Genomic DNA, 25,134 nt, shown 5'->3' with positions numbered 1-25,134 from the left:
CGAGTGGATACGCTTACATTCCCTTTGTCCTTAATTATAATCCCAATTCATTGGGTCATGTCTCCGATAATATTTGGGACTATAAGGGACAATCTTTGGACAGTCTCTCATGAATGGAGAATAAGAGCTGCTAGAGAGGGTCTTATTGTAAGTCTTAATGTAATGGAATCCGTCCAGCAGCAGACTCTCGGTAATAAGCGTCTTGTTCGGCTAAGATTAGTTAAGAGATTATAGAGACCAATTAAGTTCATTATGTTGCACAAAAAAATCTCCACAACCAAAAGGTTGCGGAGTAAACGAACTAATGATTGTCTATCACTTGCTATAAGTTACCGTTCCAAATTCCCCGCATCGATCAAGGAAAATCCCATTCATATCGAATATCTCTTTATCTTCTTCTACGAATTCGAGCACCTTTCTTCTAAGTGAAGTATCGGGCTTGGCATCCTTGACCTCGGTCATCTCATTGAACACAAAGTTCCACAAGAAGCTGATGGAGCCCGCTGTCGGGTACAGATAGAACTGCTGTTGGAACCTAATAATGTTACTGGAAGGGGGTAACATTTCCTGAAGCTGGGGGGTGAATAGCCAGGTATGGCAGACCATCCCTTTACCATGCACCTCTGGAAAATGCTTCGCAAAAAACGTCTTAGCTTGCAAGTATGAGTCTGCTATGCTCTGCATATCAAATGCCGCGTCTCTTGGAATGTGGATTTCAAACAGGCTGTCCCCCTCATCCAGCACTTTTTCCCATTCATCCTTGCTTAGCTGGACACGCTGGCTTAACCCCTTGCCGATCGGAGTAACTGGATTTCCAATGTAATAGTCCTCCGTCTCCTCGTATTCCGTCACGAAGCCATCGGCTGTCTCTTCTTTATTACATACTCCCTGCCGATCCCCATTCGCTCTTAACTTCATCCCATCACCGCACAGGAGCAACAATCTCTCTTCCTTCTCATTGTAGAACCCTTTGACAATTCCGGTGAACTTGGATTCCATGAACTGCATGCTGCCCAGCCTGAACATTCTAGCTTCAAGATGTCTCCAGATCCAGCTGAAGTTCCTAATCGCGTAGTATCCCACTAATTGATAGGCATTCTGCACCCATACCCCAATATCTCTCAACGTATCCACGAATAACTGTTCACTCAGTCCCCTTTCGGAGTACTTCTGTTCTGTCATAGGCAGCCTCTGAAGTGCGGCATGCAGGTACAACAGCGAAGCTTCATTACCGAGTACTTCTAATGCGTAAGGATGGATATTCAGCGGTTCCCATACCGTTGTCCAATAGCCGCTCTCTATATAATTTTCATAGAATTCCGTGTAAATCTCATAGAGCTGTTGATCTTCACTTAATTGATCCGTGATGTCCACCAATCGTTCCGTCGCCCCTTCAGGCATACATATCGTTCGGCAGTATTGCTGTAATCGTTCTCTTGATAGCAGTTCCATCGTCATGCCCCTTCGATTCGTATCCAATTCATTACTTCCGCCCGTAATCGGCCTTAATCTCGCCCCAAGCCTTCGTCTCCCACTTCAGCACCTTATTCGGATAATCGTTCGTCTTCAGCCAGTGAAGGGCACGATCTACGAGGTTCCAGATCTCCTCCGTGCTTGCATCGCGAGGCAGCGTCGTGGCGACCGCCTTCTCCTTCACCCACTTGAGCGCATTCCTTGAATCGCTGTAGACGGTCTTGCTGCTATTCTGCGACTTGAGATACGCCAGAGCATGAACGATGGCGAGGAACTCGCCTAGATTGTTCGTCCCCTTGCTTACCGGCCCCTTGCTGAAAATAACCTCACCCGTCCGCGTATCCACGCCTTTGTACTCAACAGGACCCGGATTGCCTCTCGTGCCGACATCGACAGAGATGCTGTCATAGTCGATATCCGCCATGCTGGAGACGGCGGTTGATGAGGAGGCTGATTGCTTAAGGGGATAGGAGGACTTACGTGAGGACTGCGCTCCTCCAGATGATGCCGCTCCTTGGCCCCAGCTCTTCGGGGAGCCCTTGCTGTAAGCCTGCTCGGCTTCCGCCTTGGACTCGAAGGACTTGAACTTCGCGCCAGGGAAGCCGTTCACTTGCCGCTGGCAGTCTCCCCAATTCGTATAGATACCGGGCTTCGCGCCAACCCAGACCACGTAGTACTTCGTCTTAGCCATGTGTTGTGTCTCCTTCATGTGGCAGTAATCTTATATCAATGGTCTGGCCAGGTCCCGAAGGCTTCTGATGCTCCGCCTTAGCCATTCGGAAGGCCAGTCTGATGAATAATAATTCGAGGATGAAGGCCAGCACCCCTGCTGCAATGAGAGCTAACTCCATGGAATCCTCCATATTGAACAGGAAGGGGTATCCAGCCATCAGGGTTACGTTCACTAGCAGGTAGAGTAGTCGTCGATTGTATATCGAGTTCAGCAGCTTGAATGCGCGGAGCTCCCTTGCTGAAGCATACATCCCTTGGAATATCCAATAGACCATGAGCAAGCGCAGCGCCTGCATGGACTGGAAGTAGAGATGAAGCTTCATCGGAATAGCCGCGATGTCTATGAAGGCTGACACAGCAGGGAGAATGAGATCCGGCATTGATAGGAAGATCATGGGTATCGCAATCCAGCTGGCTCGGCGGAACGCCTCCTGTTCCGTGGAGAGTGTACGCAGAGCGGCAGCGATTAGGATGTAGCCAACGAAGTCGGGTATGATGTCCAGCTGTGCGATACGGATATCAATGACGGTGAGCAACAATCCCCAGCCCAGCTTGCGGTATGCCCCCTTGCTCATCGCTCTCCTCCTCTCTGTGCACGAACCAGCTTCTTAATCTGCTTCTCGGACAGATAAGGATCTCTCGTTAGGTGAAAAGCTTCTATCTTCTGCTGACCATCGGGAAGCTTGAAGTGCATGAGCGCCTTCCCGTACAGGACGTCCATCGCGGCAGGGTTGTCCTCCGGTATGGTCAACTTGTAAGTGAAGTGGAGGATGTCGCCCTGACGGACGGATAGAGGGAACTTGATGGATTCCACCGGATCATTGTTCAACTTAAGCTCGAACCAAGGCCTTACGTGCTCGTTATGCGTGTAGGTAATCGCCTCTAGTTCAGCGGTATGGTCAACGATGAGATGATCGAAGCCACTGCCATCGTTGGAACTGCCGCCTGAAGTGGCGTTCGTTAGGGAAGGCGGCTTGGAATGCCAGACGATCTGAATGTCCCCGATGGGCACCCTAGTCTGCTCCCCATGGTTGAAGAACACGGTGATATGCTTGATGGACAGGGGCTTCCCCTCCACGTCTCTCAACAGTGGAGGGTCCAGCTCCGCTGAGGCGCTCCTTATGACTTGATGCTTCATCCGAGTCTCTTCATTTAGGTTGAATTGTACCATCGGCAGCTCGTCGATCCGAATGCCGCTGACCGTCCGATTACTGTTCCTGTTCTCAAGGAATGTGAGCTTCATGATCTCGCCCGTTGCCCCGTCGAGGGTCATGTAGTGCTTCAGGAACAGCGGCTCCTCTAGCTGTGAGCGCTCGTAGGTCCATAGGTTCCCTGCCCAGGAGACTCCAATAAGCAAAATAATGAGTGTGAACATTATTTTATGTCGGCTTACTGATGATGATGGTGGTGGTGTTGTTGATGGTGATAGTGAGGCTGATGATGCTTGTGATGGTTGTGATGGTTGTGATGGTTGTGATGGTTGTGATGGTGTTGTTGGTGTTGATAGTGAGGCTGATGCTGATTCTGTTACAGGCCCGTTCATAGCGCTTCTCCTCCCCCATTTTCCCATATTACCACTTTATTAGGGGGCGTGGGTAAGTGCGGCGGTTCGGAGATGCTCCATTAACACGGATTTTCCGTGTTAAGTAACCTCCGCTGGCTGGCAACTAACCCGCTCCAGCTGCTGCAGCATCACTTTCCGATGCTATTGCTCCCAACTAACCCGCTCCAGCTGCTACAGCATCACATTCCGATGCTATTGACCCCAACTAACCCGCTCCAGCCGCTGCAGCATCACATTCCGATGCTATTGCTCCCAACTAACCCGCTTCAGCCGCTGCAGCATCACATTCCGATGCTATTGCTCCCAACTAACCCGCTCCAGCCGCTGCAGCATCACATTCTGATGCTATTGCTCCCAACTAACCCGCTCCAGCCGCTGCAGCATCACATTCCGATGCTATTACTCCCAACTAACCCGCTCCAGCCGCTGCAGCATCACATTCCGATGCTATTGCGCCAAATTACCTTCTCCCAAGGTTGACTCAACCCGAGAAGCATGCTACTCTGCTGGGCCGAGATACTTTAACACGGATTTTCCGTGTTAAGTGCCCTCAACCGGGTATCGGCCGGGGGTTTAACGAGGGTTTTCCTCGTTAACTTCAAGAGAAGCATGCTGCTCCCTGCATCCAAATGCATTTTCATGTAATTTCCTATGTAAGGACTTACACAGCTACCCTACCGATCGCACTCGCGCGACATCCAGTTCCTGAACGAAGGGGATAGTGAACAAAAAGGAAAAAAGTAGGATACCATCCGTAGCTATCAGAGGCCTGCGGGCCGTAAGGAGCAACAGCACACTGATAGGTGGTTGAACCTACTACTTGAGAAAACTTAACGGAACGGAGAGACGTTATGCGATAGTAAATAAGCCAATTCTGAAGTCTTGCGGAACTCAGCGCCGTTATTGTCTCTCTTTTGCGAAGAATTGGCATCATAATAGGTGAATAGCAGCGCTCAGTTCCGATAGATTAGAGAAAGTGACCATTAAGACTAAAATAACGGCGCTCAGTTCCGTCCCCTTGCGAAACTGACTTCTAACTTCCCCAAACAACTAAAAAGCCAGTGATCCCAGTCTGACCCAACAACTTGGGGTCTGCACGTGGACACTAGCTCTATTACAACACATATTCAAGTATATGAAAGGCTTACTCCTGCGATGTGGAGACGCCGGATTGAGCCGCAGACTGCTCCCCGCCCCAGTTGGAACCGCAGGGAGCAGCACAATCTTGATCGGCTAACCCTCAGCAGGGAGACGCCGGCTTGCCACTGACGAGGCCTCCTCACTCCCTAGAAGGGAGCGCAGCCAGCAACCGCTGACAGCATCCCAGCTCACCCCGCAGGGGCTGCTGCCATCTTGCTCAGCTTGCTCCCTAGAAGGGAGCGCAGCCAGCACCCTCTGGCAGCATCCCAGCTCACTCCCTCGCTGGCAGCTGCTCCACGTAGCGGCTGCTCAGCCGGAGCAGCTTCAGCGCGCGCTCGAACTGCTCCTCGCTCACCTGCGCCTCCGCGGCCGAGACACCCGGCTCGCGCGGATACACCTTGCCGTCGCTGAAGCCGTTGCCCGGCACGAAGACGGCCTTGTCGTCGATGAACGAGCCCGACGGCAAGTAATACCGCTGCGGCAGCAGGTTCGACGACTGGCCCATCAGGTCCTGCCCGAAGTGAATCTGCCCCTCGAGGCTGAAGCCCATCCAGTTCGCAACCGTAGGCAGAATGTCCGACTGACCGCCTACCTGCTCCAGCACCTTCGGCTCGGTAATTCCTGGCGCTATCGCCACCAGCGGTATATTCATCATCTCCGCATAGTCATAAGGCCGGCCGAGCACCTCTTGCATCAGCTTCTTGTCTTCGCCTGTCAGCGAGTAGATGGGTAGGCCGAGATGATCGCCGTACAGCACAATCAGGCTGTTATCCCACACGCCGTTCGCCTTCAGCTCGTCAACGAACTGCCCCAACGCATAGTCCGCATAGTTCTGCGCCTGAATGTAGTGTCCCACGAACGTATTCTCGAATCTTGCAGGAAGCTCCATCTGCTGCTTACGCTCCGGCAGATCGAACGGATGATGACCCGACATCGAGATTACATGCGCGTAGAAGGGCTTGCCTGCAGCCTGCTTCTCCCCCAGCACCTCAGAAGTCCTCTTATACAGCACCTCATCCGACGAGCCGAAGAACATCATATCCTCATCCTTGAAAAACTCGCGTTCATAATACTTATCGAACCCCAGCGCCGCATACAGCTCATTCCGGTTCCAGAACGTAACGTCGTTCGTATGGAAAGTCATCGACTCGTAGCCGTGCTTCCGAACCAGCTTCGGCAAGCTCGGCAGCTCCTTGTCACTATACTCCTGTGACGCAGCGCCCTTAAGCGGAATGAGCAGGGAGCTGTTGACGACGTATTCGGCATCCGACGTATTCCCCTGCCCCACTTGCTGGTAGAAGTTCGGGAAGTAATAATGCTCACTCACGAGCTTGTTCAGGTTCGGCGTAATCTCCTTGCCATCCAGCTTCAATCCGACTAAGAAGTCTTGGAACGACTCCAGCTGAATAATAATGACGTTACGTCCAGCAGCCTCACCATAATGAGCCGGATTGGCCGGAGGCATAACGCCCTTCAATGCATCAATGTCCGCCTGTTCCACAGGAGGCAATCCTGCCGCACTAATGCTGCTGCGAGCAGCATACAAGTCATGCACCGCCGAGTAGACTTGATAATTAAGCAGCCCCATCTGCTGCGACTTCTTGAGTTCATTGATGCTCTCCCGGAAGGGCATCACATTCGCCAGACACACGATCAGCATGACCGCGGCTGCTGAGAGCGCCAGCTTCCTCGGCTCCCGTACCGCATACAGCTCTCGCCACCCGCGCACCTTGCGGCTGACCCCGAACAGTACCAGGTAGAGCACGATATCTACGAAGATCAGCATGAAGTACGGATGCATAATCGTCATGACGCTGCTCTTCACTTCCGTCACTTGTCCCGCTTGCTGCAGCGCGACATAGGTGACGATGACTCCATAATATTTGTAATACATAATAATGGCGAAATAAACCGCAGTAACCAAGAAGTTCACGATCATATAAGCAAGCAGCTTCCGCTTCTTGGCCATGACTTCAATGAGAGAGAAGCATAACAGGACAAAAGGAATGTCCGCAATAAGCGGTCTCCACGTCCATTCGCTGAACACGACGCCGTACGTCAGGCTCGCTTTCAATAAGAGAATCAATGAGAACAGCACGAAGGGCTTATCCCACAGCACTCTTATTCCGTGTTGCCTAACCAATGCTACCGCCACCCTTACTTCATATGAACATACAGTAAAGCTATTATAACTCCAAAATCAGACGGAGTCGAAAAAATAAGGGCGGCCTTGCATTCCAGCTATTCCATTAATACCCTTCTCCCTTGCCTCCAGTTACGATGGCAATACCGGAGCTTGCTCCAATACGAGTCGCGCCAGCCTGAATCATCGCCGCAGCCGTCTCATAATCACGAACGCCGCCTGAAGCCTTCACACCCAGGTCTGGTCCCACGGTGCGGCGCATCAGCGCGATATCCTCTACCGTTGCTCCACCCTTACCGAAGCCGGTGGACGTCTTCACGAAGTCCGCTCCCGCCTCGACCGAAGCCTTGCTTGCTGCTGCCTTCTCCTCATCCGTGAGCAATCCAGTCTCCAGTATAACCTTCAGCACCGCCTTGCCTTGGCATACCGCAGCCACACCTGCGATATCCGCACGAGCGCCGGCCAGATCGCCGGACTTCACCAGACCGATGTTAAGCACCATATCGACTTCTGTTGCACCATTCGCAATGGCATCCTGAGCTTCCGCTGCCTTAGCTGCCGTAGTTGTTGCGCCAAGTGGGAAGCCTACGACCGTCGTCACGCCAACTCCTGAACCTTCCAGCAGCTTGGCGCATAGAGCTACCCATGTCGGATTCACACATACGGTTGCGAACTTGTACTCCCTTGCTTCTTCGCACAGCTTCTCAACTTCCTGCTTCGTCGCGTCTGCCTTCAGCAGCGTATGATCGATCATTCCAGCTACTTGCTCTCCTGTCACTTGCACCTTGTTGTTGTCCATGATAGCAGCCTCCACTATATCTCTAATCTATCTATTCTGATCTATTGTAATGCACTTACCGAATCCTTATTCTCCTCTGCCTTCTTCTCTGCCTTGGACTCATAGTCCAGCAGATGTTGGGCCGTAATATGGTCGGTAACGACCACATTCGTATACCCGCCGCGTAGGGCGCCATAGATGGCCTCAATCTTCGAAGGCCCGCCGGCCACTAGGATCGAGGTCTCCTTATGCTTAAGCTCTTCAAGGTCAATGCCGATCGTCCGCAGATCCAGCTCGCCGCTGCACACACGCCCTTCTATGTCAATGAATCGGGAGCAGATATCGCCTACCCCGCAAGCATAGATCGTCCGCAGATCCTCTTCCGTGAAGTAATTCGCCTGGATGAGCACCGAATCATCGGTAGGAGCACCAACGGTGACGACGGCGATATTGGCTTGCTTGCCCATGTCGAGTATTTTGCGAATATGGCGATCGGCTTCGATGGCATGCTTCACGACCGCATGGTCCACGATAGCAGGGAGCGGAATCAAGTAAGGATTGGTATGGAATGCCTTGGCAAAAAGCGACACAACCTCATACGCATACGTATTCGTCTCTGAATGGCTGACGCCGCCATTCAGCTGAACGACCTTCACGTTCTTGACATGGATGCTCTGCAGTCTTAGCGCCACCTCATATAGCGTTGTGCCCCAAGTCGTCCCGATCGTATCGCCTTCCTTGACGATCTCTTCAATATAAGCGGCTGCCGCTTCCCCAATGGCTTGCTTGGCAATTGTATCTTCGTATTGAGGGGTAATCGCCACAATGGCGCGCTTCAGGCCGAACTTCTCTTGCAGCTTGTGGGCGAGCTCCTCGTTATTCTCATTCGGATCGCAGATCTTAATCTGCACGATGCCTTCGTTCTTCGCGAGCTGCAGGAATCGGGACACGGTTGGACGAGATACGCCAAGACGCTTTGCGATATCCTGTTGATTGTAATCAAGCTGATAATACATGCGCGCAGCTTCGATAATTTTGTCCAGCTTGTGATCTCCCATGGGCAAGCTCTCCTCCAGGCGACGAGATTCTCAGGTGGTGTGAAAATCCGTTCACTATAAATTAGCATAATTTCAGATAAATTATACGGAGGTTATGGGGAAAGTACAATGGTTTTTGCATGAAAGGCGATGGAAAGCTATGATGGAGGAAATAATGCCGGTCTCCGGCAGGAGGATGATGCAAAAATGGATCACATGCTTGCAAAAATAGATGAGGCTGCTTCCTACATACGCAGTCAGCTTGGCCACGATGGGGCTGCTCCACAGATCGGGATGATCCTCGGTTCGGGGCTTGGCGTGATGGCAGATGAAGTGGAGGAAGCGGTCGTGATTCCTTATGAACGGATTCCGCACTTCCCTGTGTCGACGGTTGAGGGGCATTCAGGCGAGCTCGTCGTGGGGAAGCTGGAGGGCAAGATTGTGCTCGTCATGAAGGGCCGATTCCATTATTACGAGGGGTATACAATGAAGGAAGTGGTGTTCCCGGTCTATGTGATGAAGCGGCTAGGGATCGAGCGGATTATCGTGACCAACGCGGCGGGGGGCATGAATCGCGCGTTCGCGGCGGGTGATCTGATGTTAATTGTTGATCACATTAACCATACAGGCAGCAATCCACTCATTGGTGAAAATATCCCCGAGCTAGGCCCGCGCTTCCCGGACATGTCGCAAGCGTACAACCGCGAGCTGCGCACGCTCGCGGCAGGCAAGGCGCAGGAGCTGGGCGTACCGCTCCAGCAAGGCGTCTATGTGCACATCACCGGTCCGACCTACTGCACCGGTGCTGAGCTGAAGATGCTCGCCGCATGGGGCGCGGATGCGGTCGGCATGTCCACCGTGCCCGAAGTCACGGCGGCGAATTATTGCGGGATGCAGGCGGTGGGCATCACCTGCATCACCGACATGGCGCTCGGCGACGAGCTGGAGCCGCTCACGCATGAGCAGGTCGTCCGCGTAGCGGCGCAGGCGCGGCCGAAGTTCATCGCCCTCGTCCGCGGCATCGTCGCGGACATGGCGGTGTAGCGGCCGCGGGGCCGCGGCGAGAGGCGCGGCTGGCGGGGGCAGCGCCAGATTCTGGCGCTATTGCCCTCCGCCGCGGCCTGCGCGGATCTGCAGCGCCACATTCTGGCGCTATTCCCCTTCCGCCGCGCTGGTGCGGCGGCCGCCGTGGAATCTCACGCATCTGCTCTACTCCACTCCCTCAGGGCATATACATCTGAGGGAGTTGCACTTGTGAGCAGCTGCACCTACGTGCAGCTGCCCAACAACAAGCAGGGGGAGTGAGCGCGATGACTGCACTACTGGCGAGAGTAACGGAGCGAATCGAGCGGATGACGAAGGAGCTGCTGCAGCTCCAGTCACCCGACGGAGCTTGGCGCATGTGCTGCCAGTCCGGCATCATGCCGGACTGCTACTTCATCATCCTGATCGGCTCCCTCGGACTCTTGGAGCAGGAGCAGCCGCTCATCCAGCAGCTAGCCGCCCGGATTGCTGGCCGGCAGGAGACGAACGGAAGCTGGCGGCTGTATCACGATAATGTGGAAGGTCATCTCGATACGACAATTGAAGCTTATTATGCGCTGCTTCACACCAACCACTACTCCATAGAGCACCCGCGCATGCAGCAGGCGAAGCAATATATCCTCTCCCGCGGAGGGCTGTCCCAGACTGGAACGATGCTCACGCAGGTGATGCTGGCGGTGACGGGACAAGCAGATTACCCTCGTTCTCTTCATCTGCCTCTCGAGCTCTTCCTCACCAAGCACGCTCTCAGTATTGACCTCTATTCTCTGTCCGGACACGCTCGCGCACACCTCATCCCCGTCCTCCTCCTAGCGAACAGCCGCTTCACCCTGCACACCGCACGAACACCTGACTTGTCCGACCTCTACATCAGCGGCAAGCAGCCGTTCCGCAATGACGCCCCTTGGGCAGCCTTACTCGCCTCGCTCGCCGAAGCCTTCACATCCAATCCCATCGCCTCCCTCGTCTATCCGTCCGCCGCGAAGGATGCCGAGGAGTATATGCTCAGCCGCATTGAACCTAATGGGACGCTTCTTACCTACTCCACCTCGACCATGCTCATGGTGCTCGCCCTGCTCCAGCTTGGTTATAAGCCCGAGTCCCCGCGTATCCGCAGCGCCCTGGAAGGAATCAAGTCCCTCCTATGCTCCTCCATCTCACACATTCCTGTAGCAACGTCTACCGTATGGGATACGGCGATGCTCAGCTCCACCCTCCAGCAGGCAGGCACGGCAGCGGCTCACCCCTCCATCACTCGAGCTGCCCAGTATCTACGCACCCGCCAGCATACGAAGCGCGGCGATTGGACCATTCGCAGTCCGCATACCGTCCCCGGAGGCTGGGGCTTCTCTGATGTGAACACCCTCTACCCTGACGTGGATGATACCGTAGCCGCCCTGCGCGCCCTGAAGCATCACCAGACAACCCCGGAGCGCCGAGACAGCTGGGAGCGAGGACTGCAATGGGTGTTGGCGATGCATAATGACGATGGCGGATGGCCCGCCTTCGAGCGTAACAACGGCTCCCCGCTCCTCCCCCTCCTCTCGTTCGAAGGGGCGAAGGATATCGTCGTAGATCCCTCCACCACCGACCTAACCTCCCGAACGCTGCTCTTCCTCGGCGAGGATCTAGGCTTCAACAGGAGCAGCCACTACCCCTGGTTGCTTAAGGCCGTCCGATGGCTGCTGAACCAGCAGGAGGACAACGGAAGCTGGTATGGCCGCTGGGGTATCGCCTACACGCACGGGACTGGCGCCGCCATTGAAGCTCTTACAGCTGTTGGCCTCCCCTCAGGTCACAAGCAGATCCAGCGCGGCGTGCGCTGGCTGGAAGCCATTCAGCTGGAAGACGGCGGCTGGGGAGAATCATGCAGCAGCGATCACCGCAAGCTCTATATTCCGCTGGGCAGCAGCACACCCTCCCAGACCGCATGGGCACTGGACGGACTTATGGCAGCAAGCTCGCAGCCGACTATTCAGCTGAACCGAGGCATTCACTCCCTGTTGGATCAATTGGAGCTGCCGACCGCCCATTGGACACATCGTTATCCGACTGGCGCCGGCTTGCCAGGCAGTGTCTACTCCCACTACGACAGCAACAATTATATCTGGCCGCTGCGCACCCTGGCCCGCTACCGCGCCAAGTACGGAATCCAGTGAGCACCGAAGGGGAGCCGTACGTTGAAGCCATCGGGACCATGACGATGCACGACAATGCACGATGAAGGCGGCGCGGATAAGAGTATCTCATCCAATTCCATCCTCCTCGCGGTCCTAAGAAGTTCAGGGTATACTAGAGGATATTCACATTGCTGCAGAGGAGACTGAACACCTTGACGACCGAGAACCCTGTTCTTAAGAAGCTGCAATACAGAGACAACGGAGAAGCCGTGCTCATTCTGAACGCCCCGCATAGCTATGACGATGTGCTCCAAGCCTTCCAAGGCGAAGTGCATAAGGATATTCGCACGGGTGCGAACTACCCTCTAGTGCAGGTGTTCGGGACGAGCAACGAGGACATTCAGACGCTCGCGCGACAGGCAGCCTCAGTGCTGGCACCCGGCGGGCTCTTGTGGTTATGTTATCCTAAAAAATCCTCCAAGCTGTTCAAAAAGCTGGACTGCAGCAGAGAAACGGTCGGCGTGATGCTCGCGGCCGAGGGCTTCGAGCCTGTCCGTCAGATTGCGATAGACGAGGATTGGTCTGCCTTGCGCTTCAAGCCGGTAGAGGAGATCAAGACGCTCACCCGCTCCTTCGCGGCGACCGACAAGGGGAAGGAACGTACCCAGCAACAAGCGTAAGATCTTGACACTGATGAGCGCTGTGAGTTCTGAGGATTATTTTCAACACATTGTGACAATTAGCTATCGCCCTCCACAAGCCGTTCCATTATACTTAGAGGGACAAGCCCCATATAGAGAGGAAGGGTATTCACCTTGAGCACGAAGAACAAGAAGAAGCGTCAGACATACAGCTCCACCAAGGCTGCGGCTAACAAGAGCAGCAACAAAGCCCTCATCTGGTTAACTCTAATCTTCCTAGCCGTCATTGCTATTATTGTCCTCGGCATGAACAATCAATCCAAGGGCTATGACTTCGACTATAGCGGCCTGCCGATGCAGGGCAGCAAGGATGCGCCTGTCAAGATCGTCGAGTTCGGCGACTTCAAGTGTCCGACCTGCCAATACTTCGCGCAGAACATCGAGCCGCAGATTAAGAAGGACTTCATTGATACCGGCAAGGCATCGATGTACTTCGTGAACTATCCGTTCCTGGGTCCTGATTCAGACTGGGCTGCCTATGCCGCGCAAGCGGTCTATCATCAGAATCCCGAAGCATTCTGGCCGTATTATAAGGCCATCTATGACAATCAGAAGGACGAGCGCACCGTATGGGCCACACCGGAAGTTCTGGTCCAGCTTGCCCGTGATGCGAAGCTCGACATCGACTTCGACAAGCTGAAGACGGATATTGAGAAGCAGACGTACAAGAAGGAAGTGGATGACCAGGAAGCGATGGTCCGTCCAGCGGGTGTCGAAGGTACTCCCGCGGTGTTCATCAACGGCAAGATGTACAAGGGCGATCTCGATTACAAGGATATCCAAGCCGCCATCAACAAGGCCGTAGAAGGGAAGTAACCGCGAATGCGAGTGGAAGCTGCCGATACCCAATCAAGCTCCTCCCCCTCCTCCTTCCTGAGACGCAACGGACTATACTTCGCCTGGGTCGTATCCATGGTGGCCACGCTCGGAAGCCTGTACTTCAGCGAGATCAAGGGGTACGCCCCTTGTTCGCTCTGCTGGTACCAGCGCATCTTCATGTACCCGCAGGCGATTCTCCTCGGCATTGCAAGCTACCGCGGCGACCGCCGCATCATCGGATACGTGCTGCCGCTGAACTTCATCGGCATGGCAATCTCCATCTACCACAATGCCGAGATCTGGTTCCCGTGGCTCGCCGAGATGCTGCCGTGCAAGGCAGGCATTCCGTGCAACTTCGATTACCTGAACCTGTTCGGCTGGATTACGATCCCGCTCATGGCACTTACCTCCTTCATCCTGATCGCCATCTTCCTGCTGGCTGGCCGGGAGAAGGACGAATAGCTTGTCAGAAGTGTAATATGGTATTAGAAAAAAAGACGCATGTCTCATTCTGTTGAATGGGCATGCGTCTTTTTGGACTGGCGGCGGTCATAGGGGATGTAGATCACCAGATAAATGACGTAGAATACGGCCGAAGCCAAGTACATCGTCGAATAGTTGGTTAAGCTCGCAATGTAACCAAGCAGAATTGCACCCGAGCCGATGCCGATATCGAACGCATTGTAGAACGTCGCTGTAGCTGCTCCCCTGCGGTGCGACTCGACCAGATTAATGACCCAAGCTTGCAAGGCGGGAAAGGCCGCCCCGAAGCCCATGCCATAGAACACCGCAGCGAGCAGCAGCATCCCTGTGGAATCGGTTATCGACAAGAGGAGAACACCGATGATGCAGCTGAAGGCCGAAGGAATGAGTACCCAGCTGCGCCCCTTCCGGTCGAACAGCGGCCCGGAGATGAAGCGGATCAGGAACTCGCTTACCGCGAGCACGAGGAAGAAGATTCCGATGTTCTTCACGCCCGCCTCCTTCCCGAAGAGGGAGATGAAGCTGACGATGCCGGAGAGCGAGAGTCCGGCGAGCAAGCCTAGGGCGGAAGGGAACAGCGCCTTCCGCTCCACCACATCGGAGAGACGGAGACGTCTGACGGAGGCGGCTGGTCCAGACTGCCCCTTCTCCGACTCCTTATCCGTCTTCGCTTGCTGGGCGGCCCGGCTCGAGGCTGTCACGGGCTTCTTCTCCGATACGAAGAGAGTGAAGATGATGGCCATGAGCAGTACGCCGGCCCCCACCCCGAAGAGGGCGGTGAAGCTGTAGCTCTCCATCAGCCAGATGCCGATGAACGGCCCGAGAGAGATCGCTACCGCATTGCCGGTCGCGAAGTAGCCCATCCCCTCTCCTCTGCGGGACGCTGGTATGACGTCCGATACGGCCGTGCCGTACAGCGTCGTAGCCGCGCCGAAGCCGATGCCATGCACAATTCGCAGCAGCATGATCGCCAGGATCGAGGTGGCGAGGAAGTAGCTGCCTGTGCCGATGAGGCAGATGGCTACCGCGATGGCCAGCAGCAGCTTGCGGCTCATTCGCGTGCCGGCAGCGGCCCCGGCGAAGGGGCGGCTAAGGACAGCAGCGAAGGCGAAGAAGCTGAGGACGAGTCCGACTTGGGTCTCATTCGCCCCTTGCTGCTCGGCGAAGACGGGCAGCGTTGGGAGCATCATTTCTAAGGATAGGAATAGGAACAGGTTGGCCAGCGTCAGTAAGATGAAGTTGCGGGTCCATAAGGTTGGATTCATGGTGTCATTCACTCCGAGATTAAGACATCTACTCATCATAGCGCAACTCCCCTCCGAAATATACAAGAGAAGATGCTGTATACGCTTCACCTAGCGTTAAGGTAATCTATGGATATATCGCAACTCATATTGTTGGAAAAGAGGATCCTCATGACACAGCCTGCCGCTACTGCTCTTAACCGATTGGGATTCGTGAACGCCACCTCAACTGTGTACCGTGTATTCCTAACCCAGCTCCTTCGCAATTATGTATTCGGCTCGATGATTGCCGTCCTCGGTGTCGGGAGCACGCTAGTCTTCTCCACGCTTCAGATCTCTTGGGAAGAGACCGTGCGCCTCGCAGTCATACTGGTAGCTTCCCTTATTCTCATGCTAATGTGCGAACTCTATGTATTCCGTCTCCATCTGAAGCCGATTCAGGCAGTATTCCGGAGCGGAGTGACACCTACCTCTGACGAGCTGAAGACGGCATACCTGCGCACGCACCACTTCCCTGTCCTGTCGGTGAAGCGCATCTTCGGTCCCCACTTCCTCGGCATGTCGATTCCTGCAGCAGCGATGACTTCGTGGCAGATTATAGTTGGCGATGTAGGCTTCCCGCTCTATTATGTGGGGCTTGCCGTGCTTGCCGCCTTCCTCGTCGCCAGTATGCATGCGCTCATTGAATTCTTCCTCACGTCGAAGTCGATTCAACCGATTGTTGTCCACATTCGCGAGACTCATGTCAGGCTGTATCAATCTGACTTAACCTTGAGCGGGGAAGTTATTGTCTCCATTAACCGCAAGTTCCTGTTCAGCGCCTTCTTGATCGGCACGCTGCCGCTTGTCCTGTTCAGCCTGGCTGCACAGATTCGGTTGACCGGCCTGACTGGAGAGGATACCGTCGCTTATTGGAAGTGGGCGGCTATCATCCTCGTCATTGGAGTCCTATTCTCCATCTTGAGCGCGAAGCTCATGTCCGCCGACATTCGGCAGCCGATTCAGACCATTCATGAAGCGATGAGCCTCGTGAAGGAAGGGAACTTCACGATTCGGACGGCGGATACGTATTCGGATGAATTCTCCAGGCTTGCCGCGGGCTTCAACCATATGGTCGAGGGACTGCGGGAGAGGGAGGAGCGGAACAACCAGCTGCTTCAGAGCTACTTCTTCACGTTGGCTGCTGCCCTCGATGCCCGGGACCCCTACACCGCCGGCCATTCGGAGCGTGTCGCACAGTATGCGGTTCGGATTGGGGAGCTCGCTGGACTGGGGAAGGATGACGTGGAGACCATTCGCAAGTCAGCGCTGCTTCACGATATTGGCAAGATCGGCGTACGCGATGCCGTGCTGCTGAAGGATGGCAAGCTGACGGACGAGGAGTTCGACCAGATTAAGCAGCACCCCGTACAGGGTGAAAATATCCTGCGCCGAATCGAGCCCGCCGACGCCATGGCCGCCCTGCTGCCCGGTGTGCGCTCGCATCACGAGCGCTACGACGGGCGCGGCTACCCCGACGGCCTCGCCGGCGATGCGATTCCGCTGCTCGGCAAGATCATCGCCATCGCGGATGCTTATGATGCGATGACCTCCGACCGCCCTTATCGCAAGGGGATGGACCGCGCCAAGGCGCTCTCCATCTTGGAGGGCGGTAAGGGGGAGCAGTGGGATCCGTTGTATACGGAGCTGTTCATTCGCTCGTTTGATTAGGGGCGCGGGGCGCGGGGGCGCGGGGAGCCCGGGGGGGACAGGCGGGTTGATGCAGGGGCCGAGGCGCATTCCGCCTCTACTGCACAACCCCAGCTAGCCCGACACATTCAGCTGCAGCATCACATTCCGATGCTACATCTCACAACTAGCCTCCTCTAGCTGCTGCAGCATCACATTCTGATGCTACAGCTCCCAACTAGCCCACTCCGTGCGCTGCAGCATCACATTCCGATGCCGCAGCTCCCAACTAGCCCACTCCTCCTGCTGCAGCATCACATTTTGATGCTATAGCTCACAACTAGCCTCCTCCTCCTGCTGCAGCATCACATTCCGATGCTATAGCTCCCTACTAGCCTCCTCTTCCTCTCCTGATGCAGCATCACATTCCGATGCTGCAGCTCCCAACTAGCCTCCTCCTCCTGCTGCAGCATCACATTCCGATGCTATAGCTTCCAACTAGCCTCCTCTCGCTGCTGCAGCATCACATTCCGATGCTATAGCTCCCAACTAGCCTCCTCTCGCTGCTGCAGCATCACATTCCGATGCTATAGCTCCCAACTAGCCCACTCCGTGCGCTGCAGCATCACATTCCGATGCTGCAGCTCCCAACTAGCCCACTCCTCCTGCTGCAGCATCACATTTTGATGCTATAGCTCCCAACTAGCCTCCACCGCGACGCTGCAGCGCCACATTCTGGCGCTATCACCCTCCAGCGCGCCCTTCACAACGCTGCAGCGCCACATTTTGGCGCTATCACCCTCCAGCGCGCCCTTCACAACGCTGCAGCGCCACATTTTGGCGCTATTGCCCTCCAGCGCGCCCTTCACAACGCTGCAGCGCCACATTTTGGCGCTAATGCCTTCCGGCGCGCCCTTCACAACGCTGCAGCGCCACATTCTGGCGCTATTGCCTTCCGGCGCGCCCTCCGCGACGCTGCAGCGCCACATTTTGGCGCTATTGCCCTCCGGCGCGCCCTCCACGACGCTGCAGCGCCACATTTTGGCGCTATTGACCTCCGGCGCGCCCTCCACGACGCTGCAGCGCCACATTTTGGCGCTATTGCCCTCCGGCGCGCCCTCCACGACGCTGCAGCGCCACATTCCGGCGCTATTGCCCTTCTGCGCCGCGGCCCTCCGGCGCGCCCACCGCGACGCTGCAGCGCCACATTCTGGCTCTATTGCCCTCCAGCGCGCCTGCCGGCTCGCTGCAGCGCCACATTCTGGCTCTATTGCCTTCCGGCGCGCCCTCCTGCACCCCCACCGCTGCCATGCCAGCGCCACAATAGGCCGAGCTCAGCGAAGCCCCAAGCAGCTCCATCTGAACTCGACCTATTCATTCAACGCGGCGACGGCACATCCAACCCGCCACCCGCCATTCAGCCATCCCTTAACCCAGCCTGCAGTAGCAACTGCCTCTGCCTGCTCCCTCTACACTTACCCCTGCTTCTTCTCAATCAGCCGGAAGTCATCATAGTGGAAGCCCGGCGCCACAATGCACGACACCAACACCGGTTCGTCACCCAGCGGCTTCGCCATCTGCCACTCTCCTGCCGGCACCAGCCCCTGCGGCTGCTGGCCCCCAAGCACATCCGGACCAATCACAATCTCCTGCCTCACGCCCGGATTCTCCTCCGTACCGCCAAGCGTCAGCAGCAGCGGGCTGCCCGAATGCCATAGCCACAGCTCATCCGAATGAACGGTGTGCCAGTCCGAGAACTCTTCCGGATGCAGCAGGAAGTAGATGCTTGATGCCGCGTAACGATTACCCGAATACGGCGCGCCCAGCACCTCCTGCGGAATCTCGAACGACGCCTTCCAGATCTCCCGGTACCATCCACCCTCAATGTGCGGCTTCAGACCGAGCGCCTCCACCAGCGGGGATTGCTTCACAACTTGCTGTACAGTCATCTCTCTCCACTCCTCATGTGTGCTCTCTACTCTCTATATCATCTGCACAATGAGTACTATTATAAGCCTATCCCGTTACAAAAGTCAGCCTCCCACGCAGCACCGACAGCTCCACCGGCGTCTCCATATACATCTCCCCATCCGTATCGGCCTTCATCGGCTCATCTGTCACCATCCGCAGCCGACTCGTCTGCACATAGTCAATGGAGCTGTTCTCCGGATTCCAATCCGGCGAAGCCTTGTGACTGAGCACTTCCTTCAGCAGCGGCAGCCCCGCCTCCCGAATAATGAATACGTCCAGCAGCCCATCCGTTAGCAGCTCATCCGACCCCGGCAGCACATTCGTCCCCAGATAACGCCCGTTCGCAGCGAGGATCATGACCGCCTCTCCCTCCAGCTCACCATCATCCGTCTCAAGCCTATAGTGAAAAGACTCCGCACTCCGCATTTTCTGAAGCGCGCTTAGAAAATAACTGAGCTTGCCGAACACCCCCTTCAGCTCGGAATTAATGTTCTCAGAGGTATCGGCAATAAGGCCGATTCCGCAGAAGTTAGAGAAGTAACGATCTCCCATTCGCCCGATATCTACCTCCAGTGTCTTGCCCTGCAGCACCGTCTGCACCGCCTGCTCGAGCCCCTGAGGGATATGCAGCGCTCGCGAGAAGTCGTTGCACGTCCCCCCGGGCAGGATGCCAACGACTGGAGGACGCGGAAGCTCTGCCAATCCGTTCACACATTCATGCACCGTTCCGTCACCGCCGAGCACCAGCAGCAGCTCCACTTGCTCCCCCCGCTCCCGGCAATATCGTTCAGCATCTCCTTGCTTCTCTGTCGCGAGCAGCGTAAGCTCTGGTATGGCAGGGGCAAGCAGGCCCGCAATGATCTGCAGCTGCCTGGCCACATCCGCCTGCCCGGCATTGCCGTTATAGATCAACAGTGCACGATTGAACATTTCTCGTCTTCCTCCTTTTTTTCTAACCACCAAGGAATTCGTCAGCCTTAGCGCAAAACAAGCCCTCGGGCTCGGATAATTATCCGGCTGAGGGCTGTCCTGCTGCGTGAATCTATCGGATATGATTCGGATTCGCAACTGCGCCATAATCGGATCCATAGGAGGATGCGTTCAGCGAGTTGTTGTCACGGAAGCTGTCATAGGCGTAGTTGTCGCGCTTCATATCGGACTCTACCAGCACCAGGATGCGACCTTCCTTCACGTAATCATTATATTGCTTCGCTTCTTCCTCCGGTATGCCAAGCCCGATTAGTCCGCCGACCAATCCGCCTGCACCGGCACCAACAGCTGCCCCAGTTAGCGTGGCTGCGATTGGACCAGCTGCCAGGATCGGCCCGATTCCCGGAATCGCCAGCAGCCCCAGTCCTGCAAGCAGACCAGTAACTCCGCCAAGCACACCGCCCGCCGCTGCCCCGCTAGCCAGTCCTTCAGGAGCCATAGTACCGGTCTCTTCCGAGACGTCGTTCACGTCATCCCGATTCTTCGCTACAATAGAGATCTCATCAGAGGTGTACCCTTGCCGCTTCAAGCTCTCGATGGCCCGAATCGCTTCGTCCTGACTATGGAATACGCCAACAATCTTCTTGTTCTTGCTCATGGTAATCCCTCCACTTCGTTGTTATAAGCTGTTCTTACACTACTTACCCTGTGGGGGAGATTGTAAACATTCAGAAGTTGATATAATTCTCAATTTCATTATACAATTACTATCATCATTTTTTATAAGGAGATTGCACCCTCAATACGATGCACAATTGAAAAAAAGAGATTGTGAACTACCATAAATGTTGTTGGACAAACGCGAACGTTGAAGGCCGCCTTAATCACATTAAAGCCATCCAATGCCCCCACTAATTCACGCGGAATCGTAGTCGCTATAAAGCAGGCATACTCATTGCATGCAACCGCCATCGGATGTCAGGCTAATAATCAAGCACTGAATTTGAGGTTGAGCCTTACTTAAAATTATAAATCATTAAAATCTATTTAAATTTTTCAGTGCGATTTAAAGAGTGTTGTGCCGTTAGAAGAACTCCAATTGACAGAAGAGTAATGATGAATAACTTTCCCCAGATCTCTTCCATTAGCAAGATTCGATCTCGGAAAAAATAGACATTGATTAGAGGCATAACAATTCCATTCGTGAGAATCTGGGTACTCGCATATGTAGCAACAATGAATAGTGACCAACTCGTATTCTTGGTATATACCATTGCCATAAAACCTAGACTAGCGAAAAACAAACTCTGAATAGAAAGCTGAACGAAAAAATTAAATGCGTAACCAATCTGATAGGAGCAAACTCCTAGAATCAAAATGAATAAAGCAAGTTCAAATACCAAATAAAATAAAAGAACTCTACCAAGGCCAAGAATTCGAATGGAGATAGGATAACTAAATAAGACTTCTCCACCTTGCTCTTCGAGGAGATGCTGCATCAGATAGATACTCCACCAGGCAGCTAGTGGAGGCACAGCCAAACTAATGGATGGAACAAAATTATTCTCAGTGAAACCAGTTAATGAAGCATACCCATATAAGAAGATCATAATGAGTAGAGGGATGTAAAAGTTAAACCCCATCGCTTTCCAATCAAATAGTAGAATTCTACCTACTCTCATAACTCCAAGTTCCTCATCGCATATAAGTAACTATCTTCTAGATTTGACTTCAGTGGTGTCCCATTCTTCGGACATTCCGAAGCAAGAATTCTTAGTCGATACTGATCGCCCTCAGCATGACTGGCAATAATCCCAGCATTCTCATCTAGATTATAATAATTATCTCTATCAATGACTTGTCCCCACACTTTCCCTTCTGCTAGAGAAGAGATTTCACTGATTGAACCACTTTTCAGAATTTTTCCATTATATAGTATGGCACAGTGATCACATGTAGCTTCTATATCTTCTACAATGTGGGTGGAAATAATAACTACGCTATTCTTGCCCATTGATTTCAATAGTTTCCTGAATCTAATTCTCTCTTCAGGATCCAAGCCTGCCGTAGGCTCATCTACAATAATAATACGAGGTTTACCCAGTAATGCTTGCGCGATGCCCACTCTTCGGACCATCCCACCAGATAGATTGCCCATTTTTTTATGGGAGTGTTCTTCCAAATTCACTTCCTTGATCACTTTTTGAACCGATTCTTTCGGTGCTTCTACACCTTTCAATACAGCAATATGCTCTAATAATTCCACTACCTTCGAATTGGAATAGAAGGAAAACTTCTGCGGTAGATAACCAATTAGTTGTCTAGCTTTATCCTTGTCACCCCAATGGACGGATCCATATTGGACACGTCCACTTGTTGGTTCTAAGATGGTTGTAAGAATTCGCATCAATGTGGTCTTTCCCGCACCATTGGGCCCTAATAGACCGAACATACCATTTTCGATTTGAATACTCAGCGGATGGAGCACGGTCGTTTTCCCGAAAGATTTAGTAATATGATCAAGAATTAGCATCTAGCTCTCTCTCCCTTGGTTTTCCTTATTTAATTCATCGGATACGAAAGTCATGATCTGCTCATTATCTTTCTGATCCAGCAGCATCTGTTTCCACTCTTGAAAGAAATGACTCAGACGATCTTGATCTTCATAATGAACATCTAACCATTCCTTTAGATTAAGATAGAAATGATGGTGTTTATCATTCTTGTTATTCTTTGTCGCATCAATAAGACGTTCTAAATTTGGAGTATTGCCTTGCTCAATCTCATGCTTCTTCTCAAACCAATAAGAATAGGCATTTAAGAATTGATCTTCTTGTTCGACATCCCATATTAGCTCTGGTGTACGAATAATGGAACTGGTTAATCCACCTATATTCATAGCTTCATACCCGAATATACTTCCATTATTTAGATTATGTGAAACAGAGAAGATCATATGGTCATCCCTGAGCCAAGTGGATTTTACAAATCCTATTGATCGTGCATACGGCACTGATAATAAAAAATAAGATTGACGTGGTTTCCGATTTTCTATTCCTAGATCCTGCTCAATCAATGCTATATTCTTCTCTGTTTGAGAGATGTAGTGACGAAGAGAGTCCATATTCTTATACAATGAAGTTGGATATACCACATCAATATCCTGAACACGAATCTTGCTAAGTTGACCCGCTAGGAAAGTAATCCCCTGATTACTCTTGCCACTAAGCGTGTGATCACTACTCATGCTGAGATTAGAATATACCTTAGATGGATGAATCTGATAGTTCACAGTATAGGTAATCTCATTAGATGTAGGCTGAAGGGGCACAACCTGCAATTTATTCTCCCTCGTATAGATCATGGATGGTTGGTTCCCTGGGTAAGGATACCATGCAAAGTATGAAGGTAGCATCACCGCCAATTCATTAACGAAGAAATACGGAGAACTGAGGCCCGCATACTCAATTGTAATGTCTACTTTTTGTCCTTTCGTTTGCATGGATTGGGTCCATACTGTCAAATGATCTCCTTCACGAGCGTACTCTAGTACCTCTCCTTTATCATTGGTTACACGTTTCACTTCAAATCGATGGTACAATACAAAATCAAATGTATCCGCATCATTAACTAAAGTAATGTTTAATTTCGCATTGGCCTCAAGACTTCGATTAATATTCAGATCAAGCACATAACTGTTCACAAGAAAATTCTCATCCTCATTCACAACCTGATCCACTATTTGCATAGCATAATAACTCTTATCATAATTTCGAACTGAATCTCGCTCATTCAATGTTTTAATAACTTGACTCGGTTGAGATAGGTAGATGAAACTGCTAATAAGCAGAATACCTGCAACCCCGAATGTTGGTAGTAGGATACGAATACTATTTCGCCTCTGGTGATATAGTCCTCTTATGACTAGTAACATAGATAAACATACTAGCCATATCAACATATGAACCCATCTATTCCACTCCAGTGCATATCCATAGATAGGATCCATAGTTGCACCCACATCAGACTGACTTATATTTACTGTTGTTAACAAAGGGGATAAATCTACACTAATTACAGCCATTAAGTTCTTGAAAATTAAACTATTTAAAGGACCTATCGTAACTCCTGTTAGAATAATTAAAATCAGAATGTATCTGGATTTGAAGAATGAACCTAACCAGATCCCAATGAGACCTGATATTATGAATGGCAAGGTATAATATAGAGTAATGTATTTGACCATTTCGAGATAAAACAGTCCAGGTACTCCATAATATATGAATATGCAGACTGTGAGTAAGATAGCTATCGTAGTGAATAGAAGTACGCATACCAATATAGTGATGATTTTCGATATACCCTTTATGATAAAGCCACTCTTAATGGAGTTAAATACTTCATCAGAATGATTGGCTGTTTCTTTCCTAATCAGAAAATATCCCAATATGAGAAATGCAAATACCCCACCTTGAATGACTGCACCAGTTGCTGTCAACGCACCGCCGATGTCTGAGCTAGCAAGCCTCATGAAGACAATAAATCCAAACTCTCCAAGTCCAAGTACATACACAATCCAGCAAATCCAATTCCGAAATAACATCGATAACTCAAGTGCAACTGAATTCACAACTTTGTTCATACCACTTTGCATAATCGTCTCCTTTGAAATTGAAAATAACGAGTAGAAGCACTTATCTCCTACTCGTTGTCTTTTATTCATTAATTAATTAGTTGCACTACCGCTACCAATTACACCATTATAATTTGGTCCATCAGGATCTAAGTGAATATAGTAATTCCCATCAGAAACATTCTTCTTCCAAGAATAACTAGTACCAATTGCAATTTCTTCCTCAGTGATCTTATCATTTAACCCGAAATCACTACGATACAACTGTACCCACAACTGATTATCTGAACTGCTGTTGTTGAAACCTTGAACAGTCACACCTCCGACATATTCACAGTAGAGCCATTTTTCCCAGTATCATAATAGCTGATCGTTGCAGAGCTTGAAGCGGCATATGCAAGTGAATTTCCTAGAATAGCCACAGCTTCCAAAGATGAAATGACGACTTTTTTATTCAATATAATTCCTCCAACAATTTTAGTGCAATCACATTTTATATAATCACCTAACTTAATGCTATCATAATTTCCTTTTTTTTGAATAGTTAATTAGCACTCTTTCCTTATGGTTATATCTACTTAATTTAGAGTTTTGTGAGATCTATCGAACAGTTAATTTTTTGTTTTTATTTCATTCGAGCAATATGGTCTTTTT

Annotated in this window: 25 protein-coding genes; 7 read left to right on the top strand and 18 right to left on the bottom strand. The window is 52.1% G+C overall.

Features of this window, described 5'->3' with window-relative positions; all coding sequences use genetic code 11:
- Positions 1-315: 315 nt before the first annotated feature.
- From ACFO9Q_RS03975 to ACFO9Q_RS03955, 5 genes are read right to left on the bottom strand one after another with little or no spacing between them, the layout of a single operon-like run.
- Entirely contained in the window at positions 316-1,452 is a 1,137-nt protein-coding gene (locus tag ACFO9Q_RS03975) for an acyltransferase domain-containing protein (protein ID WP_379178920.1), read from the bottom strand.
- A gap of 31 nt (positions 1,453-1,483) precedes the next feature.
- A complete protein-coding gene (rnhA, locus tag ACFO9Q_RS03970) occupies positions 1,484-2,164 on the bottom strand; it encodes a ribonuclease H (protein ID WP_379178918.1) in 681 nt (226 codons plus the stop codon).
- Positions 2,157-2,780, bottom strand: a complete 624-nt coding sequence (locus ACFO9Q_RS03965; protein WP_379178916.1) for a hypothetical protein — start codon at positions 2,778-2,780, stop codon at positions 2,157-2,159. Before ACFO9Q_RS03965 ends, rnhA begins: the two co-directional genes overlap by 8 nt.
- The gene (locus ACFO9Q_RS03960; protein ID WP_379178914.1) at positions 2,777-3,580 is read right to left on the bottom strand and encodes a hypothetical protein; all 804 of its coding nucleotides are present in this window, start codon (positions 3,578-3,580) and stop codon (positions 2,777-2,779) included. Before ACFO9Q_RS03960 ends, ACFO9Q_RS03965 begins: the two co-directional genes overlap by 4 nt.
- A gap of 4 nt (positions 3,581-3,584) precedes the next feature.
- The gene (locus ACFO9Q_RS03955; RefSeq protein WP_379178912.1) at positions 3,585-3,767 is read right to left on the bottom strand and encodes a hypothetical protein; all 183 of its coding nucleotides are present in this window, start codon (positions 3,765-3,767) and stop codon (positions 3,585-3,587) included.
- A 77-nt stretch (positions 3,768-3,844) separates the two neighbouring features.
- Between ACFO9Q_RS03955 and ACFO9Q_RS03950 the strand changes: the two genes are divergently transcribed.
- Positions 3,845-4,249, top strand: coding sequence for a hypothetical protein (locus ACFO9Q_RS03950; protein ID WP_379178910.1), 405 nt, complete (start codon positions 3,845-3,847; stop codon positions 4,247-4,249).
- A gap of 931 nt (positions 4,250-5,180) precedes the next feature.
- Here ACFO9Q_RS03950 and ACFO9Q_RS03945 read toward each other — a convergent pair.
- The 3 genes from ACFO9Q_RS03945 to ACFO9Q_RS03935 all read right to left on the bottom strand — a co-directional run bounded on the left by ACFO9Q_RS03945 (position 5,181) and on the right by ACFO9Q_RS03935 (position 8,888).
- Positions 5,181-7,052 carry an LTA synthase family protein gene (locus tag ACFO9Q_RS03945; RefSeq protein WP_379178908.1) on the bottom strand — a complete coding sequence of 624 codons (1,872 nt, stop codon included), beginning with the start codon at positions 7,050-7,052 and terminating at the stop codon, positions 5,181-5,183.
- Between the two features lie 106 nt (positions 7,053-7,158).
- Positions 7,159-7,851, bottom strand: a complete 693-nt coding sequence (gene deoC / locus ACFO9Q_RS03940; protein ID WP_379178906.1) for a deoxyribose-phosphate aldolase — start codon at positions 7,849-7,851, stop codon at positions 7,159-7,161.
- A gap of 41 nt (positions 7,852-7,892) precedes the next feature.
- On the bottom strand, positions 7,893-8,888 hold the full coding sequence (locus ACFO9Q_RS03935) for a sugar-binding transcriptional regulator (protein ID WP_379178904.1): 996 nt from the start codon (positions 8,886-8,888) through the stop codon (positions 7,893-7,895).
- 186 nt (positions 8,889-9,074) lie between these two features.
- On the opposite strand from ACFO9Q_RS03935, the gene ACFO9Q_RS03930 reads away from it, so the two are divergent.
- The 5 genes from ACFO9Q_RS03930 to ACFO9Q_RS03910 all read left to right on the top strand — a co-directional run bounded on the left by ACFO9Q_RS03930 (position 9,075) and on the right by ACFO9Q_RS03910 (position 14,013).
- Positions 9,075-9,911: a purine-nucleoside phosphorylase gene (locus ACFO9Q_RS03930; RefSeq protein WP_379178901.1), complete on the top strand. Its 837-nt coding sequence runs from the start codon at positions 9,075-9,077 to the stop codon at positions 9,909-9,911.
- A gap of 266 nt (positions 9,912-10,177) precedes the next feature.
- Positions 10,178-12,070 carry a prenyltransferase/squalene oxidase repeat-containing protein gene (locus tag ACFO9Q_RS03925; protein WP_379178899.1) on the top strand — a complete coding sequence of 631 codons (1,893 nt, stop codon included), beginning with the start codon at positions 10,178-10,180 and terminating at the stop codon, positions 12,068-12,070.
- Positions 12,071-12,243: 173 nt separating this feature from the next.
- Complete coding sequence (locus ACFO9Q_RS03920; RefSeq protein ID WP_379178897.1) at positions 12,244-12,711, top strand: DUF3052 domain-containing protein; 468 nt, start codon at positions 12,244-12,246, stop codon at positions 12,709-12,711.
- Between the two features lie 135 nt (positions 12,712-12,846).
- Positions 12,847-13,548 (top strand): DsbA family protein, encoded by a 702-nt coding sequence (locus ACFO9Q_RS03915; protein WP_379178895.1) that lies wholly within the window; start codon positions 12,847-12,849, stop codon positions 13,546-13,548.
- 6 nt (positions 13,549-13,554) lie between these two features.
- Complete coding sequence (locus ACFO9Q_RS03910) at positions 13,555-14,013, top strand: disulfide oxidoreductase (RefSeq protein WP_379178893.1); 459 nt, start codon at positions 13,555-13,557, stop codon at positions 14,011-14,013.
- A gap of 44 nt (positions 14,014-14,057) precedes the next feature.
- Here the strand turns inward: ACFO9Q_RS03910 and ACFO9Q_RS03905 are convergent, their stop codons facing one another.
- Positions 14,058-15,338, bottom strand: coding sequence for an MFS transporter (locus ACFO9Q_RS03905; RefSeq protein WP_379178891.1), 1,281 nt, complete (start codon positions 15,336-15,338; stop codon positions 14,058-14,060).
- A gap of 111 nt (positions 15,339-15,449) precedes the next feature.
- Between ACFO9Q_RS03905 and ACFO9Q_RS03900 the strand changes: the two genes are divergently transcribed.
- Positions 15,450-16,988, top strand: a complete 1,539-nt coding sequence (locus ACFO9Q_RS03900) for an HD-GYP domain-containing protein (protein WP_379178888.1) — start codon at positions 15,450-15,452, stop codon at positions 16,986-16,988.
- A 647-nt stretch (positions 16,989-17,635) separates the two neighbouring features.
- Here ACFO9Q_RS03900 and ACFO9Q_RS03895 read toward each other — a convergent pair.
- The 9 genes from ACFO9Q_RS03895 to ACFO9Q_RS03855 all read right to left on the bottom strand — a co-directional run bounded on the left by ACFO9Q_RS03895 (position 17,636) and on the right by ACFO9Q_RS03855 (position 24,938).
- Positions 17,636-18,037, bottom strand: a complete 402-nt coding sequence (locus ACFO9Q_RS03895; RefSeq protein ID WP_379178886.1) for a hypothetical protein — start codon at positions 18,035-18,037, stop codon at positions 17,636-17,638.
- A 384-nt stretch (positions 18,038-18,421) separates the two neighbouring features.
- Positions 18,422-18,895 (bottom strand): cupin domain-containing protein, encoded by a 474-nt coding sequence (locus tag ACFO9Q_RS03890; RefSeq protein ID WP_379178884.1) that lies wholly within the window; start codon positions 18,893-18,895, stop codon positions 18,422-18,424.
- Between the two features lie 67 nt (positions 18,896-18,962).
- Positions 18,963-19,847 carry a diacylglycerol/lipid kinase family protein gene (locus tag ACFO9Q_RS03885; protein ID WP_379178882.1) on the bottom strand — a complete coding sequence of 295 codons (885 nt, stop codon included), beginning with the start codon at positions 19,845-19,847 and terminating at the stop codon, positions 18,963-18,965.
- Between the two features lie 112 nt (positions 19,848-19,959).
- The gene (locus ACFO9Q_RS03880; protein ID WP_379178880.1) at positions 19,960-20,505 is read right to left on the bottom strand and encodes a general stress protein; all 546 of its coding nucleotides are present in this window, start codon (positions 20,503-20,505) and stop codon (positions 19,960-19,962) included.
- Between the two features lie 385 nt (positions 20,506-20,890).
- Positions 20,891-21,529, bottom strand: coding sequence for a hypothetical protein (locus ACFO9Q_RS03875; RefSeq protein ID WP_379178878.1), 639 nt, complete (start codon positions 21,527-21,529; stop codon positions 20,891-20,893).
- On the bottom strand, positions 21,526-22,380 hold the full coding sequence (locus ACFO9Q_RS03870) for an ABC transporter ATP-binding protein (protein WP_379178876.1): 855 nt from the start codon (positions 22,378-22,380) through the stop codon (positions 21,526-21,528). The genes ACFO9Q_RS03875 and ACFO9Q_RS03870 overlap by 4 nt, the downstream gene beginning before the upstream one ends.
- The gene (locus ACFO9Q_RS03865) at positions 22,381-24,501 is read right to left on the bottom strand and encodes a hypothetical protein (protein WP_379178874.1); all 2,121 of its coding nucleotides are present in this window, start codon (positions 24,499-24,501) and stop codon (positions 22,381-22,383) included. It lies immediately after the preceding gene.
- 72 nt (positions 24,502-24,573) lie between these two features.
- Positions 24,574-24,798, bottom strand: coding sequence for a hypothetical protein (locus ACFO9Q_RS03860; RefSeq protein WP_379178872.1), 225 nt, complete (start codon positions 24,796-24,798; stop codon positions 24,574-24,576).
- Positions 24,795-24,938 (bottom strand): hypothetical protein, encoded by a 144-nt coding sequence (locus ACFO9Q_RS03855; protein ID WP_379178870.1) that lies wholly within the window; start codon positions 24,936-24,938, stop codon positions 24,795-24,797. Before ACFO9Q_RS03855 ends, ACFO9Q_RS03860 begins: the two co-directional genes overlap by 4 nt.
- Positions 24,939-25,134: the final 196 nt, after the last annotated feature.

The sequence above is a fragment of the Paenibacillus sp. GCM10023252 genome, from assembly GCF_042653305.1.
Lineage (GTDB): Bacteria > Bacillota > Bacilli > Paenibacillales > Paenibacillaceae > Pristimantibacillus.
The sequence above is the reverse complement of the archived record's forward strand: the minus strand, read 5'-3'. Positions and strand labels throughout refer to the sequence as shown.